The sequence below is a fragment of the Ferrimonas senticii DSM 18821 genome (assembly GCF_000422665.1).
Lineage (GTDB): Bacteria > Pseudomonadota > Gammaproteobacteria > Enterobacterales > Shewanellaceae > Ferrimonas > Ferrimonas senticii.
Map to the genome: position 1 here is coordinate 109,172 of NZ_AUGM01000008.1, position 14,796 is coordinate 123,967.

General features: G+C 53.9%; 12 protein-coding genes. 4 read left to right on the plus strand and 8 right to left on the minus strand.

Annotated features, from left to right (window positions below):
- The first annotated feature begins 72 nt into the window (after positions 1 to 72).
- Positions 73 to 1,002, plus strand: a complete 930-nt coding sequence (locus G506_RS0107410; protein WP_035387137.1) for a branched-chain amino acid transaminase — start codon at positions 73 to 75, stop codon at positions 1,000 to 1,002.
- Positions 1,003 to 1,014: 12 nt separating this feature from the next.
- Positions 1,015 to 2,319 carry an NRAMP family divalent metal transporter gene (locus tag G506_RS0107415; protein WP_028116308.1) on the plus strand — a complete coding sequence of 435 codons (1,305 nt, stop codon included), beginning with the start codon at positions 1,015 to 1,017 and terminating at the stop codon, positions 2,317 to 2,319.
- 83 nt (positions 2,320 to 2,402) lie between these two features.
- Here G506_RS0107415 and dddY read toward each other — a convergent pair whose 3' ends face one another.
- The 8 genes from dddY to G506_RS0107455 all read right to left on the minus strand — a co-directional run bounded on the left by dddY (position 2,403) and on the right by G506_RS0107455 (position 11,421).
- Positions 2,403 to 3,659, minus strand: a complete 1,257-nt coding sequence (dddY, locus tag G506_RS0107420; RefSeq protein ID WP_028116309.1) for a dimethylsulfoniopropionate lyase DddY — start codon at positions 3,657 to 3,659, stop codon at positions 2,403 to 2,405.
- Between the two features lie 174 nt (positions 3,660 to 3,833).
- A complete protein-coding gene (locus tag G506_RS0107425) occupies positions 3,834 to 4,220 on the minus strand; it encodes a cytochrome c3 family protein (protein ID WP_028116310.1) in 387 nt (128 codons plus the stop codon).
- A gap of 25 nt (positions 4,221 to 4,245) precedes the next feature.
- Complete coding sequence (gene ardA / locus G506_RS0107430; protein WP_028116311.1) at positions 4,246 to 5,772, minus strand: acrylate reductase flavoprotein subunit ArdA; 1,527 nt, start codon at positions 5,770 to 5,772, stop codon at positions 4,246 to 4,248.
- A gap of 455 nt (positions 5,773 to 6,227) precedes the next feature.
- A complete protein-coding gene (locus tag G506_RS0107435; RefSeq protein WP_240473402.1) occupies positions 6,228 to 6,524 on the minus strand; it encodes a cytochrome c3 family protein in 297 nt (98 codons plus the stop codon).
- 116 nt (positions 6,525 to 6,640) lie between these two features.
- The gene (gene ardA / locus G506_RS0107440) at positions 6,641 to 8,167 is read right to left on the minus strand and encodes an acrylate reductase flavoprotein subunit ArdA (RefSeq protein WP_028116313.1); all 1,527 of its coding nucleotides are present in this window, start codon (positions 8,165 to 8,167) and stop codon (positions 6,641 to 6,643) included.
- A 266-nt stretch (positions 8,168 to 8,433) separates the two neighbouring features.
- Positions 8,434 to 9,651: a 4Fe-4S binding protein gene (locus G506_RS0107445; protein WP_028116314.1), complete on the minus strand. Its 1,218-nt coding sequence runs from the start codon at positions 9,649 to 9,651 to the stop codon at positions 8,434 to 8,436.
- Positions 9,652 to 9,878: 227 nt separating this feature from the next.
- The gene (locus tag G506_RS0107450; protein WP_028116315.1) at positions 9,879 to 11,102 is read right to left on the minus strand and encodes an HlyD family secretion protein; all 1,224 of its coding nucleotides are present in this window, start codon (positions 11,100 to 11,102) and stop codon (positions 9,879 to 9,881) included.
- Positions 11,095 to 11,421 (minus strand): MFS transporter, encoded by a 327-nt coding sequence (locus G506_RS0107455; RefSeq protein WP_028116316.1) that lies wholly within the window; start codon positions 11,419 to 11,421, stop codon positions 11,095 to 11,097. The genes G506_RS0107450 and G506_RS0107455 overlap by 8 nt, the downstream gene beginning before the upstream one ends.
- Positions 11,422 to 11,651: 230 nt before the next feature.
- Between G506_RS0107455 and G506_RS0107460 the strand changes: the two genes are divergently transcribed.
- A complete protein-coding gene (locus G506_RS0107460) occupies positions 11,652 to 12,344 on the plus strand; it encodes an SDR family oxidoreductase (protein WP_028116317.1) in 693 nt (230 codons plus the stop codon).
- A gap of 331 nt (positions 12,345 to 12,675) precedes the next feature.
- Positions 12,676 to 14,784, plus strand: a complete 2,109-nt coding sequence (locus G506_RS0107470) for a TonB-dependent receptor (protein ID WP_028116318.1) — start codon at positions 12,676 to 12,678, stop codon at positions 14,782 to 14,784.
- Positions 14,785 to 14,796: the final 12 nt, after the last annotated feature.

Consider the following 14,796-nt stretch of genomic DNA (forward strand, 5'->3'; position numbering starts at 1 on the left):
CCCAGAGCCCGCTTGATTCAAGCGGGCTTTTTTTTTGCTTAAAACAAAATAATAACTCAAGGAAACTGCTTCATGTCTCTGCCAGAAACGATTTGGTTCAACGGTCAATTTGTTGCCTACGCCGATGCCAAAGTTCACGTATTCAGCCACGCCCTGCACTACGGCTCATCCGTATTTGAAGGGATCCGCGCTTACGATACCCCGAACGGTCCGGCAGTGTTTCGCTTAGGCGATCATATCCAGCGACTGTTCGACAGCGCCAAAATCTACCGGATGACTATCCCTTACAGCCAAGCAGAGCTGGAACAAGCTTGCTGCGAGGCAGTGAGCCGCAATGGCTTGGCCAGCGCCTACATCCGCCCGCTGGCGTTTTACGGTAACGTCGGCCTTGGCATCAACGCCGCCCGCGGTCACAACGCCGAAGTGATGGTCGCGGCGATGCCATGGGGCGCCTATCTGGGTGAAGAGAGCCTGCAACAAGGGGTTGATGTGTGCGTCTCCAGTTGGCAACGACTGGCCGCCAACACCATGCCAACTGGCGCTAAAGCCGGTGGTAACTACCTGTCATCACAACTGATCTCCGGCGAGGCCAAACGTCACGGCTATGCCGAAGGGATCGCCTTAGACGTTAATGGCCAGATCAGCGAGGGCGCCGGAGAAAACCTGTTTATCGTCAAAAACAAGGTGCTGTACACCCCACCGGTAACCGCGGCGATTCTGCCGGGTCTAACCCGAGACAGCGTGATGACGCTGGCCAAAGAGTTAGGTTTGGAAGTCCAGCAGCAAGCGTTGGCACGGGAAGCGCTCTATCTGGCTGATGAAGTGTTTATGACCGGCACCGCCGCCGAAATTGTGCCGGTGCGCAGCGTCGATGGCATCGACATCGGCTGCGGCGCCCGAGGCCCGATCACCGAACAGCTGCAACGGGCCTTTTTCGGCCTGTTTGATGGCACCACCGAAGACAAATGGCAATGGCTCACCCCGGTCACACCGGCAAAATAGGCAGAGAACATCATGCAAAGAGACGTCACATTAGTGCTTGATAACCCCAGCAGCAGTTTGAAACAACGCGTAATCAAGCTGTATCAGCTGCTTGGGCCTGGGATCATGTTAGCGGCAGCCGCAGTGGGAGGTTCCCACTTGGTCGCCTCCACCCAAGCCGGCGCCCTATACGGCTGGCAATTGGTCGGGCTGATCCTATTGGTGAACTTGCTGAAATACCCGTTTTTCCGCGCCGGGGTGCAATACACCATGGGCACCGGCAAAACCTTAATTGAAGGTTATGCCGAAATGGGACGTCCTTACCTGTTGGTGTTTGCGGTCTTGGCGGCATTCTCAGCGGTGGTTAACGTCGCGGCGCTGCTGCTGTTTAGCGCCAGTTTGTGGTTGCTGTTTGTGCCAACCAGTTGGGCAGGATTGCCGTGGGCACTGCTGATCATGGCAGCCTGCTTAGCGATTCTGATCGGCGGTCACTATCGGTTGCTGGACTCGCTGTCGAAATGGTTGATGTTGGCGTTAACCATCGCTACTTGCAGTGCGGTGGCGATCGCCGCTGGTGCGCCGAGCATCACCGATCCCAACTTTGTGTCGCCATCGCCGTGGACATTAGCCTCGCTGGGGTTCTTGGTGGCGACCATGGGCTGGATGCCTGCACCCATCGACATTGCCGCCATCAACACCTTGTGGCTACAGCGCCACTGCAAAACCACCGAAGTGAACTTCAAACAGGCACTGTTGGATTTTAACGTCGGTTACATCGGCACCGCGGTGTTGGCCGTTGTCTTTGTCGCCCTTGGCGCACTGGTAATGCATGGTACTGGGGTGGTGTTGGAAAAATCCGGTACCGGCTTTACCCATCAATTGGTCAGCATGTTTACCTCGGTGATCGGCGATTGGGCGCACTATCTGATCTCCACCGTCGCGTTCCTTACCATCTTTGGCAGTACCATCACCGCCTTAGATGGCTACAGTCGCGCGGTGGCCGAATCTCACCGACTGCTGTGCGATCAGGGCGTCAACTACGATCCGCAAACCAATGCGCGCCACTACAGCAAATGGTTGCTGGCCGTGGGCCTCGGTTCAGTCGCTATTGTGGTGTCGTTCAGTTCCAGTTTGCTGGGAATGCTTAACTTCGCGATGGTCGCCGCGTTTACCACCACACCGGTATTTGCGCTGTTGAACTACCTGTTGGTCAGCGATGCTCGTCTGCCTGCCCAATACCACTCCCCGACCTGGGTTAAGCTGTTGTCAAAACTGGGCTTGGTCGCGCTGTTCGGCTTCTTAGCACTGTTTATCTGGTGGAAATTTTTCTACTTGTAATTGGCCTCGCTTGCCTGCCGCTACACCAAGAAAAAGCCTCAGCAATTGCTGAGGCTTGCGTGTTACTCAACCAATCTTGACCATCAATATTTGGTCTTAGTCAGGTCACAACGGATCTTCTCTCCACGCATGGCTGGCGTGTTTGGGCGCTCGGCCGATTCGCACAACAGCGTAGTGCCGTAGTCATTGCGCGTGTCGTGCGCATTAGACCGAGCCCAGACGGAAACAATCGCTTTCTGTTCCGGTTTGGCGTGGCAATCGGCGCCGTTGTAATTAAAGGCGTGGATGGTGTTTTGATGGAAATAGGACAAATCATCTTTTTCCGGTGAGGTGCTGGCCCAGAACCACGACTCGTTCTCCATGCCGGCATCAAACTCAACTTCACGAACGGTATCGGTTTCGCTGATGGTCTTCACCAGTGGGCTGTCTTCACGAATCGCGAAATTTTGGAACTCATCGGTGCAGGCCGGTTGGCGAATGGTGTAGTAAATCTCAGAGATCGCATGGTTGTGGTAGGGGTAGAACGAATCGATCCGCTGCGCCACCATGCCCACTTCCGCGCCAACCTTTTCATTGTTAATTTGATCGATTCGCAGCAAGCCCCAGTGACCAAACACTTCTGCGTAAGAATAAGTGCCTCGGGTCTTATCGAAGTTACGTTGGTTACGCTCGCTCTCTTCGGCGTACATCGGGAACCAGCCGACCGCTGCCCATAGGTTTGGTAAGGCATTGGCACTAACATCAAACGGGAACGCCGCTGGCATCTTAATGTCGCTGCCGGTGACCATCTTGGCGAAGTGTTCGGTGTAATCCTTGCCGTAGGCTTTAACTTTTGGATCGGTCACTTTGTTGTCGAAGAACTCGGCAAAGGTTTCCCGTTTAAGCCACTGAGCTACCGGCGAATTGGCCTCCAGTTCACCACCAGGGCTGTAGATCCAATTGACGTCCTCACGGGCACCAAAGCACTGCTTAGCTTGCTCTGGGTTGGCCAACACCGCATGGATATGTTTTACCATCAACTGCATATCACGGTTGTCCATAATACACATGTACTGTGGCCCTTTTAGATCGTGAGTATTGGTTTGGTACATCGCCAAATCGGAATTACGACAATTGCTGTCGCTGGTGCTTAAGGCGACCGCGTAACCCTCTAGGTATTTCAAGGTTTCCGCCCAAAGCATATCGACGTATTTTTGGTCTGCCGCAGAGTAACGTGGTGAATCACCTAGACATTGGAAAGTTGCATTGCTAATTTCATTTTTATCCAGGAAATCTGGGATCTCGATTGCATAACCGTTCGCAGCAAACAGCGCTGCCGCAACCAAACTTAGTTTATTCATTGGGATTCTCATCAAAATTTATAAGCACACTAATGCCACTAAACCGGTATTTACGTTAGTGGTTTATGCCGAGGTAAAAATAGGAAAGCCGCCTTAATTATTGCCAGTTAATCCGGTGAGGTCGGGATCAACAACATTAACAAGACGGCTTGTTTAATTAATCAGATTGACTAATTAATTTTTATGTTGGTCGTACTTAAAGGTATGACAGTCGGCACACAGTGGCGCTTTGGCTTCGTGTTCGCCGTGACACTCGGTACATGGCGTTTCTTTGCCGTAGTGCAGGTTGTCGTGTGGGTTCTGATGCACTTCATCGCCACTGCGTTTGGTCGCTTCCGCCAACTCATCAATATCGTGGCAAGCGGCACAGGCGGTGTCGGAAGGACGCACTTTGATACCCTGATCGTGGCACGATTCACAGCCGTCATCGTAGTTCATCGCATGGAAATCACGGCCCATGGTCGGCCCCATCTCCACCAGCGACGCATCGGCTTTCAATTCCGCCGCTTGCGCACTTAACGCAATGGCAGCAGCGGCAACAACAGTCAGTAATTTTTTCATAATAAATTCCCTTAAAGTCCGCTGCTTACGCCATGATGGTGCGTGCTGCAGTCATCCCCATCACCATACATTCTGGAATCGAGCAGCTGCCTAAGCGGCTTACCCCGTGAATGCCACCGGTCACTTCGCCGGCCGCGTACAGCCCGGCAATCGGTTGGCCGGTCAGTGAATCCAGTACCTTAGCGGTCGCGTCAATTTGCACCCCGCCCATGCAGTAGTGCACTTTTGGCCACAGTCGGATCACGGTGTATGGCGCTTTGATTTCGCCTTTTTGCATCGACAAGGTCATGTCTTTGCCAAACTGCTTATCAACCCCAGTACGAACATATTCGTTGTACTCGGCGACCTGCTGCTCCAGCGCTTCAGCTGGAACATCGAACTTAGCGGCGATCTCTTTGAGTGATTCAAACTTCCAACCAACGCCATACTTCAATACTTTCTTGTTGTTCGGGTGCTGATCAGCGTGCTCGTAGCTGGAGATCATCAGTGGCGGACGTGGGCTGCCATCAGGGTAACGACACTTCAGTTCGGCATCGGCGCGGGTCTTACGATCGGCAATCTCGTCCATAAAACGTTTGCCGGTGTTGCAGTCGATAGCCACTGAATGTGGGAAGTTGTAGATGGCAAAGTTGGAACAGTAGCCAAAGCCGCCTTCATCTGGTGAAGCCCATGGGCCGGACTGAATGTGCGCCAGGTGCACGGGTACCGCGCCCAGACGGAACATCTCTAACATCCCTTCACCGGTCGCGCCTTCAACGTTGGTGCAGCCCACTTCGGCGGTCAGGGTTGGATCCTGCGCCATCCGCAGTTTGATGTTGTTAGAGAAACCGCCGGTAGCCATGATCACCCCACGGCTGGCCTTAACAAAATAAGGGGTGCCGCTGTCAGGCTGATCGATGTAGAAGTTTTGCCGCATCTCGGCGCCGATAACTTTACCGCTGTCGTCTTGCACAAAGCGCACGAACTTCATCCGGTTGACAGTTTCTACGCCCTCTTTACGCGCTAGCTTCAGCAGCGGCTGGGTAATACCAGCACCACAAGAAACCGAGGTTTGATAGGTACGCGCCACCGAGTGACCGCCCAGCTGCTGCAGGTATGGGTGGAATTGCGCGCCGGCATCTAAGGTCATCTGCAGCGCTTCCATGGCGTGCTTAGCCACATGGCGCAACAGCACTTCATCGGCGATACCGCGGCCAGCTTTGATCTGATCCTGCGCCATCCGCTCTGGGCTATCTTCTACGCCCTCTTGTTGCTGCATCGGGGTATTGGGTGCCGCGAATAAGCCACCGTTGATGGCCGAGTTCCCGCCGTACACCCCCATTTTTTCAAAAATGGTGACCTGTTTAGCGCCATTACGCATCGCTTCAATGCCAGCGGCAAGACCGGCAAAACCGGAGCCGATAATGGCGATTTCAACGGTTTTGTTCCACTTGATATCGCTTGCTTTGGATACCGCCAATGCCGGCATCGCCATCGGTGCCGCGGCAACAGCGCCGGCGACCCCTAGTCCTTTTAGAAAACGACGACGCGCTTGTTGAGTTACATCAGTCATGGTTGATTACCCTATCAGTGAGAGATGCAACCAAGATAATTTTGGAACTGATTCCAAACTGCTAATTCAGTGGGGATATTGACTGGCCAAATTGTCCATTATTAAATTTATGGTTGACGGCACAATTACTTTGATATTTACGGTAAGTTCGCAGTTGTTTGCAATAAAAAGAAATTTACTTTCAGGCTGCCCAGTTCAAATCTAGCGGCTTACCAGAAAATACTTAATAAAGCTTGCGGCAGCGCATTTTTGCTGGCTTTGCTATTATTCAGAGATCTAACTCAACCTATTACAATTATTAAATATAGAATAAACCACAACAATTAAAATAATGTAAGTTAACTCACAGATCAGCCACTATATTAACGAAAAAAAGCCGATACGGTTACCCGCATCGGCTTACTCTTTCTATCCATTTCAGTTACCGGATGATGAACAGTAACTGTGACACTTACTTAGTTCTTGTGTGCGTCGAACTTAAAGGTGTGGCAGTCAGCGCACAGCGGTGCTTTGGCTTCGTGCTCACCGTGACACTCGGTACACGGAGTTTCTTTACCGTAGTGCAGGTTATTGTGTGGGTTCTGGTGCACTTCGTCGCCGCTGCGTTGGGTCGCTTCAGCCAGATCGTTTACGTCGTGGCACTGCTCACACGCCTTGTCAGATGGCTGGATACGGATACCTTGGTCGTGGCAAGACTTACAGCCGTCATCGTAGTTCATGGCGTGGAAGTCACGGCCCATCTTAGCGCCCATTTTTACCAAAGACGCGTCCGCTTGCAGTTCCGCCGCTTGCGCACCAAAGGTGATTGCCAGTACAGCGGCAACAGTCAGTAGTTTTTTCATCTGTATATTCCTCTAAGCGGTTTGGCTTACGCGCCCATTACCGAGCGTGCTGCAGTCATACCCATCACCATACACTCAGGGATGGAGCAGCTACCCAGACGGCTTACGCCGTGGATGCCGCCAGCTACTTCACCGGCTGCGAACAGGTTCGGGATTGGTTGACCAGTGATAGAGTCCAGTACACGGGCGTCTTTGGTGATCTGCACACCGCCTTGGCAGTAGTGTACTTTTGGCCACAGACGAACCACGGAGAATGGCGCTTCCAGGAACTTACCTTTGGCTTCAGCCATGTTCTTACCGAACTGCGCATCAACACCGGATTTAACGTAGCCGTTGTACTCGTCAACCTGCTGCTGCAGTGCCTTTAGCGGCACGTTAAAGTGCTTAGCCAGCGCTTCTAGAGAATCGAACTTCCAGCCAACGTTGTACTTCAGTACTTTCTTAGCGTTCGGATGCTCGTCAGCGTGCTTCCAAGAGGTGATCATGATCGGTGGCATTGGGTTGCCTTCGGCATCACGACAGTTCAGCTCTGCATCAGCACGGGTCTTACGGTCGGCGATTTCGTTCATGAAACGCTTACCGGTTTGGGTATCAACCGCGATAGAGTGCGGGAAGTTGTAGATGGAGTAGTTAGACACGTAACCGAAACCACCTTCGTCTGGGGAAGCCCAAGGACCAGACTGGATGTGCGCTAGGTGCACTGGAATAGCGCCCATGCGGAACATCTCTAGCATCGCTTCACCGGTCGCACCTTTGTGGTTGGTACAACCCACTTCGCCAGTCAAAGTTGGATCTTGCGCCATACGCAGGTTGATGTTTTGGGCAAAACCACCGGTGGCCATGATCACGCCGCGCAGGGCACGAACGAAGATCACTTTGCCGCTCTTTTCGTCGCCAAAGTAGTAGTTTTCACGCGCCTTGAAGCCTTCGATTTTACCGTCTTTACCGGTTACGAAACCTTCAAACTTGATACGTGCTACTGCTTCAACGCCCTCTTTACGAGCCAATTTCAGCAGCGGCTGAGTGATACCAGCACCGCAAGATACGGTGGTCTGGTAAGTACGCGCTACCGCGTGACCGCCCAGTTGTTGCAGGTATGGGTGATATTCAGCACCGGCTTCGATGGTCAGTTGCAGCGCTTCGGCGGCGTGCTCGGCTACATGGCGCAGCAGAGTCTCATCAGCGATACCACGGCCTGCAGCCAGCTGGTCAGCAACCATCTGCTCAACGGAGTCCTTAACGCCCTCTTGCTTTTGCATTGGGGTGTTTGGCGCTGCAAACAGGCCACCGTTGATGGCGGAGTTACCACCAAATACGCCCATCTTTTCAAAGATGGTAACGCTCTTGGCGCCTTTACGCTTGGCTTCAATACCGGCAGCCAGACCGGCAAAACCGGAACCAATGATGGCAACGTCTACGGTCTTGTCCCACTTCACGCCTTCAGCGGAAGTGTTGGCGAAAGCCGCCATTGGAGCAGCAGTAGCAGCTGCGGCACCTGCAACGCCCAAACCTTTTAGGAAACGGCGGCGAGCTTGTTGATTTACTTCAGTCATTTCATCAAAACCCTATTTAAGAGATGGGTTTAGATTAGGGGTGGAAGTGATTCCAAACCGCGAGCCCGTAGCGACTGCAATTGCGACATTTTGTCTTTGTTGAAATCTGTGTAATGACTCTTGAACTGGCTTCGACTGGCGAACCGGCTAACACTTTAGTGATAGAAAAAACGAAGTTTTTTATTGTTGAATCAACAAAAATGCCGCCAAGCGTAAGCTTTGGCGGCAATTCCTAAAATCCCGAGTCAAATGACTCTACTTTTCAGTCACATACCCAGTTGATGCAGATAGGGCAATAAGTAAGCGCGGATCTCATCGGTCACCGCGCTGTGCCAGAAACCGCCGATAAAAGCCGCCAGCGGCAGCGCAAACAACAACAGCATCATCACCACGGCCACGCCGCGCGCCGACAACTGCCAACCCCAGCGACTCGACAAGGCCAACGCCTCTTTCTTTGGGCAAGCCGAGACGCAGCGCAAGCACGCTTGGCACTCATCACTGCGCACGGTAATGCGCTGATGTACCGCAATGCGTGCCGGACAAGCGCGGCTGCACTTATCGCACTTCATTCCTTTGCTGTTGATCAAACAGGCATCGACATTACGGCGCACCTTAAATGGACTAAGCATGCTCAGCAAACCGAGGCCGGCACCGTACGGGCACAGGTAACGGCAAAAGCCCTGCTGCTGCCACGCCGCCAGCAATAAAATCAGCGCAATGACGGTGCCGGAGATCAGCGTCGGCTTTAAGAAAAACGCCCCCATCTTGGCATCGGCCATCAGGTGATAGTGGCCAGAGAGATAACCCGGTAATGCCATGGTCGGCAAACCGAAGATCACCAGATAACAGAGCGCCACAAACAGCAGGTATTTGACCATTCGCAGCGGCCAGTCAATCCACGCCGGCGGCAGTGCATCGCCTTTGATAAAGCGCTTACGCAGCTTATACAAGTAAGTGCCCGCCAACCCCAACGGACAAGCCCAGCCACAAAACGCCCGCTTACAGACCACGGCGCTCAGCATCACGGTAAACAGCATCACTGCCGCTGCGGGGTGTGCCTGATCCCAAAGCCCAAGGGTAACGATCGCTTTGATTTCGATGCCGCCGGCCAATGGCAAAAACGCATCAACCACATCAGGACGGGTCAGGTAGCCGCCGAAGCCATTCATCAGGGCTAAGTGGTAAGCCAGATACTGCAGCCCCACCAGTAACATCGATAGCCCAAAGAAGTGCGCTATCGGTTCGCGAATGGCATTTTCACGGCCCTCGCCTTTGGCCAGTTGCGGCTTGAACGTTAACAGCAGGCCATACAAACCGGCGGCGATCAGAGCCCCCAGCAGCAATGGCCACACCATAGCGGCCAGCAGTGCCGCCAACAGCATCAACGCCATCGCCGCGGCGCCCCATTTTTGCCCACCAAAATAGAGCAGACTGCCAGCGTAGGTCAGTCCCAGCAGCAGCGAAATCGATTCAATCAGAGTCATAACAACGAAATAGACAACAACAATAACGCCGATTATGACCTCGGCCCCCTAGGTGTCGGTTCCCGTTATTGGCGGCAGAAATGTGATTGTGTGAGGCACCGCAAGCGCTGGCGGAGTTATCTCGAAATAGGCATAGCAGCAGCCGCCAATTTTGTGCGGCAACTACATCGGGCAGCGCAATAAAAACGGAGCCGAATGGCTCCGTTGTGAGGATTAACCCGAGACGATCATATCGAATAAACGAAGTAAAGCTGGGCTTTCATCCGCAAGATGATGCCGCGAATAACATCCAAGAAGCCCATAAAGGCGATCGGCTTCTCGCCAGAGACCCACGCCAACCCTACAGCCCCCACCGGAATGTCGTAACCTTCCGGCTCGACCAGTTTCAAACGCACGAAATGGTGCTTGTTGCGGGCGTTCTGCGCGGTGTTACTGCGGACCCCCTCTTCCAATCCCAGCAAGTTAGCTTGCGATTCGCCGGTGGCCTCGATGATCCCCTCCACTTCAGCGGCGAACACTTTGCCCGGATACACCGGGGTGGCGAACTCGGCCGCACTGCCAACCTTAATGTTACGGATCGCTTGGTGATTAACCCGCATCAGCACGTACTTTTCATTGGTGTACATCTGCAATCGCGGGATCAGCGCCACCATCTGCCCCGGGCGGGCAATAAAGTTGGTGACGTAACCATCCATCGGTGCCCGCACCGTGGTTTGCTGCAAGCGCCAACGGGCTTGTTCAACGTCTTGGGTAGCACGGTTGCTGTCCGCCTCGGCGGTGATCGCATTGGCCTTGGCCAAGGCAATTTGATTGATGGCGTTGTCGGCGTTAGCGCGTCCTTGCTGCAACGACGCTTGCAGCGCCACCACGGTTGCTGCGGCTTGCTGCTGACGACTTTGCTGTTGCTCCATCTCAATCGCTGAGATGGTATTGGCAGCGCCGCGATTTTGCTGTTGGTAACGCTCGCTGGTGCTCTGCTGCAGTGCCAGTTCCATCTTGGCGGCTTGTAGCTCGCCAGCCAACGCATCGACCTGATGCTGGGCCGCTTGGGCATCAACCTCACTGATGTCGATTTGCGCTTCGGCGCTTTGCCACTGGGCCTTGGCGATCGCCAACTGCGCTTGCGCCCGCTCTAACGCAATTTGATAAGGCTGCGGATCGATTTGATAAACCAACTGCCCCGCCTGCAGTTTTTGATTGGGGCTGATGTAAATTTCGCTGATCTGGCCACGCACCTGAGTATCACCGGGACGAAGCTGAATTCGTGGCGACTGCACGAACGAGCCGCCGGAAAGATCCATCGGCGTGTAATTAAGCAGGCCAATCCATACGAACACCAGCCAGCTAAAACCACCGCCAAAAGCGAACAGCTGAAACGGTTTGTTCCATGGCACCCCAAGTAGTCGCAGCAGATAGATAAACGCTGCCCATACCGCCAAGCCTTCAATCATGGTCACCCTCCGGCTGTGCTGGTGGCGTTGGTTCACGCCAGATATCACGAACGCTGCGCAGTATCGCGGCACCATCGATAAAGGCGATGATCACCGCCAGCACCCATACCCAGTGCCAAATAAAGCCAATCCACGTCAACACGGTGATCAGCGCTAATTGCCGATGTTCATTCTTTTTGGCGTGGTGCAATGGCATCTCGTGCAGCTTCCAGAAGCCGTACAACGCGGCACCAACCACCGCCACCATCATCACTGTCGCCGCCACATGCAGCACCGTATCGGCACTGCCGCCAGCAAACGGCATTGAAACCAAACTCATGTTTCCCCCTACACTGGTTAGCAAGTGACCACCCACCTTAACCAACGGCGCTGAACTCAAGCTTGCGCCAGCAGCCAATCGCATCGTTACAGATCACAAAAACCCAAGTAACTTGTGAAGTTGACTGCAGTTTAATTCGGAGGCGGAGCAATTTTTGTTGTCGTTATCGGCCTTAGTAACACAATGCCCGGCAGCAACTTTGTTTTGAATCAATCACATGAGGTATAGCTATGGCTACCGTGCTAATTACCGGCGCTAATCGCGGTCTGGGTTTCGAGTTTGTTCGTCAATATGCGGCAGCGAACTGGCAGGTGATCGCCACCTGTCGCGATCCGCAGCAGGCGGCGGAGCTCAGCGCCTTAGCGCAAGCGCACAGCAACATTCAGATTGAAGCGTTGGCGGTAACCGATGAACACAGCATCAACGCTTTGGCGGCTAAGTTGGCCGGGCAGCCGATTGATCTGCTGCTGAATAACGCTGGGGTGCTGGGCGACGATTGCGACACCTGGGACAAGCTGGATCAACAACGTTTCTTGGATGTACTGAACATCAACACCGTGGCGCCAGCGCTGATGATCAAGGCGTTTAAAGCCCACGTTATCGCCTCCGAGCGCAAAGCGATCGTTGGCATCAGCAGCCGCATCGCCAGCATCGACGACAACGGCAGCGGCAATATGCTGGCTTACCGCACCTCTAAGGTGGGCTTAAACCAACTGCTGCGCTGCGCCAGCCGCGATCTGGCCGAGTACGGCGTAAAGACTCTGGCACTGCACCCTGGCTGGGTGCAAACCGACATGGGCGGCAGCAACGCGACCTTCACTACCGAGGAGAGCGTGCGCGGCATGATTGAGCGCATCGACGAACTGGATGAAACCAACAGCGGCACCTTTGTGGTGTTCAACGGCGAACAACTGCCTTGGTAAAGCCACCACGGCGAATGCCCTTAAAAACCAGCGTTTAACGCTGGTTTTTTTTCCTCTGAACACCGTTAGCCTCGCGACAATTCGTCTTTAAGGCATTGGTCACAAAACACCAGTTGCGACATTAAATACCACCAAACCAGACACAATCGAATGAGACTGTAATTTTCGGTAATCAACAGTCGATCAAGATCGCAAGGTTGCAACTCGAACGCCAAAATAAATTCGATTCATCAGTAACATCGCTGCTCGAAATCACAACACTTGCATCGTTTGTGCCGTGGCCAATTCGTCCTAGCGCAGCAACTAACGATGCAGCGAAAAGGATGCTTTGATGTTTCGTAAATCTCTGCTCGCCATGGCGATTGCAGCCAGTGGTTGCGCCCAGGCGCAGATCGCCACCTCGCCAGAGACCATTGTGGTCTACGGCGAAAAACCCAGCGCCCAACAACTTTCAACCCCAACCGTATCGCTGACTTTTGAAGAGATGCAGTTGCAAGGGATCTCTAACCTAGCGCAAGCACTGCAATCGCTGCCGGGGATCTCATTGAAAGTCGGTGGTCAAGGCGTGCCGCAGATCGACATTCGTGGCTACAAGTCCCGCCATGTGATGTTCCTGCTGAACGGCATCCCAATGAACAGCCCGTTCTCCAGCCAATTTGATCCGCAGCTGATCCCAGTATCACAAATCGCCGAAGTGCAACTGACCGCAGGCGGCAGCGCCTCACTGTTGTACGGCAGCGGTGCCGCGGGTGGTGCCATCAACGTCATCACCAAACAGGGCAGCATGGCTGACGCCTTCGAAGTGGAGTTTGGCGCCGGTAACGACGACCGCTACAAAGCCTCGATCTCTGGCGCGACCAGCACCGATGATTTCGAAATCTTCGGCAGCTACAGCGGCGAAAAAGCCGATGACTACCGCCTGTCTGATGACTTTGAACCGACCGTAGGTGAAAGCGACCATCGTCGAAACAACAGCGATACTGAAAGCCAAGCGGGTACCGCGGCAATGGCATGGCACACCAGCGATGCCACCCGTCTGGGCCTAAACCTGAGCTACCAAACCGGCGAATTTGGTGCACCTGACGAAGTTACCAAGAGCACCACTGGCGGTATTGGCGGCGGTGCGGGCGGCGGCGGTGGCGGCGGCACTGGTGGCGGCAGCGGCAATAGCAAAGCTAAAAACGAGCGAGTTGAAGATCTGCGCGCCTACAGCGTCCAGGGCACCCTCAACCACCAGTTGAATGACACCCACACCATCCGCGGCTTTGCCTACTTTGCTGAAGATCAGCGCGACACCAATCGCTACAAAGATCTGAGCTTTGATGAGCTGACCTCCCACGAAGCCAGCACCACCCAGACCATCGGCGGTAACTTACAGTTGGTGTACAGCAACGACCAGCACACCTTCACCACCGCCGTGGCAGCCCGCCACAGCAGTTGGGAATCCGAACTGTGGCAAGCCTCATCTGACAAATTACGTGCTGGTGGCGCTTCTGGCTCCGGTGGCGGTTCTGGCTCCGGCGGTGGTTCTGGCTCAGGCGGCGGTTCTGGCTCCGGCGGTGGTTCTGGTTCCGGTGGTGGTTCTGGCTCAGGTAGCAACACCCCAAATCATACTGACGAAAGCATCAACCAAGTGGATTTGGTCGGTGAATACCAGTTCCAAGGCGATAACGGCCTTGGGATGGTAGCCGGTGGCGCGCTGTACCACAGCGACATCGACAACAAGCTGCAATACGCCGCGTCCCTGTCCGGCTACTGGCAGTTGAACGACGACAGCCGCCTGTTTGCCTCGACCGCACGTCGGGTCCGTTACCCCGATCTGCGTCAAATGTTTGAAGCCGGTAAAGGCAATCCTGATCTCGACGTTGAAACCTCAATGCACTACGAACTGGGCTTAAACCAACAGCTCGGTTCTGCGCTTGAACTGGATATGTCGGTGTACCTAAGTGATATCGACGATTACATCGAGAAAAACGAAAACAACGATGATCGCTATGAAAACTTCGAAGAGTACCGCTTCTTCGGGGTCAACACTGCGGTTAATTACGATTTGACCGACGACGTTCAACTGGCGTTCGGCTACGGCTATTTGGATGCCCAAAACCGTGGCGCCGACAGCGAAAAATCCCAATTGCAAGGTCGCCCAGAGCACAGCTTCAGCACCAACCTGAAATGGCACTTGCCATGGCAGTTCACCCTGTTTGCCGAGGCCGAGCACAACCGCAATGCGGTGCAATACAAAAAAGTAAACGGTACTGAAAAGCAGTTCGATCTGGATAACTACACCTTGGTTAATTTGGCTCTGACTCAAAAGTTGCCGATTGAAGGTCTGTCGTGGCAGTTGCGAGTCGACAACCTGCTGGACGAAAACTACGAACAATCTCTGTATCTGCCACGCCCAGGCCGTGAGTGGATGCTGTCTGTTAAATACGCGTTTTAATTAGGGAATGAC

Bases quoted from the DNA above. Each gene is read 5' to 3' on its own strand.
- G506_RS0107410 (WP_035387137.1), top strand. From the start codon at position 73: ATGTCTCTGCCAGAAACGATTTGGTTCAACGGTCAATTTGTTGCCTAC.
- G506_RS0107415 (WP_028116308.1), top strand. From the start codon at position 1,015: ATGCAAAGAGACGTCACATTAGTGCTTGATAACCCCAGCAGCAGTTTG.
- dddY (WP_028116309.1), bottom strand. From the start codon at position 3,659: ATGAATAAACTAAGTTTGGTTGCGGCAGCGCTGTTTGCTGCGAACGGT.
- G506_RS0107425 (WP_028116310.1), bottom strand. From the start codon at position 4,220: ATGAAAAAATTACTGACTGTTGTTGCCGCTGCTGCCATTGCGTTAAGT.
- ardA (WP_028116311.1), bottom strand. From the start codon at position 5,772: ATGACTGATGTAACTCAACAAGCGCGTCGTCGTTTTCTAAAAGGACTA.
- G506_RS0107435 (WP_240473402.1), bottom strand. From the start codon at position 6,524: ATGGGCGCTAAGATGGGCCGTGACTTCCACGCCATGAACTACGATGAC.
- ardA (WP_028116313.1), bottom strand. From the start codon at position 8,167: ATGACTGAAGTAAATCAACAAGCTCGCCGCCGTTTCCTAAAAGGTTTG.
- G506_RS0107445 (WP_028116314.1), bottom strand. From the start codon at position 9,651: ATGACTCTGATTGAATCGATTTCGCTGCTGCTGGGACTGACCTACGCT.
- G506_RS0107450 (WP_028116315.1), bottom strand. From the start codon at position 11,102: ATGATTGAAGGCTTGGCGGTATGGGCAGCGTTTATCTATCTGCTGCGA.
- G506_RS0107455 (WP_028116316.1), bottom strand. From the start codon at position 11,421: ATGAGTTTGGTTTCAATGCCGTTTGCTGGCGGCAGTGCCGATACGGTG.
- G506_RS0107460 (WP_028116317.1), top strand. From the start codon at position 11,652: ATGGCTACCGTGCTAATTACCGGCGCTAATCGCGGTCTGGGTTTCGAG.
- G506_RS0107470 (WP_028116318.1), top strand. From the start codon at position 12,676: ATGTTTCGTAAATCTCTGCTCGCCATGGCGATTGCAGCCAGTGGTTGC.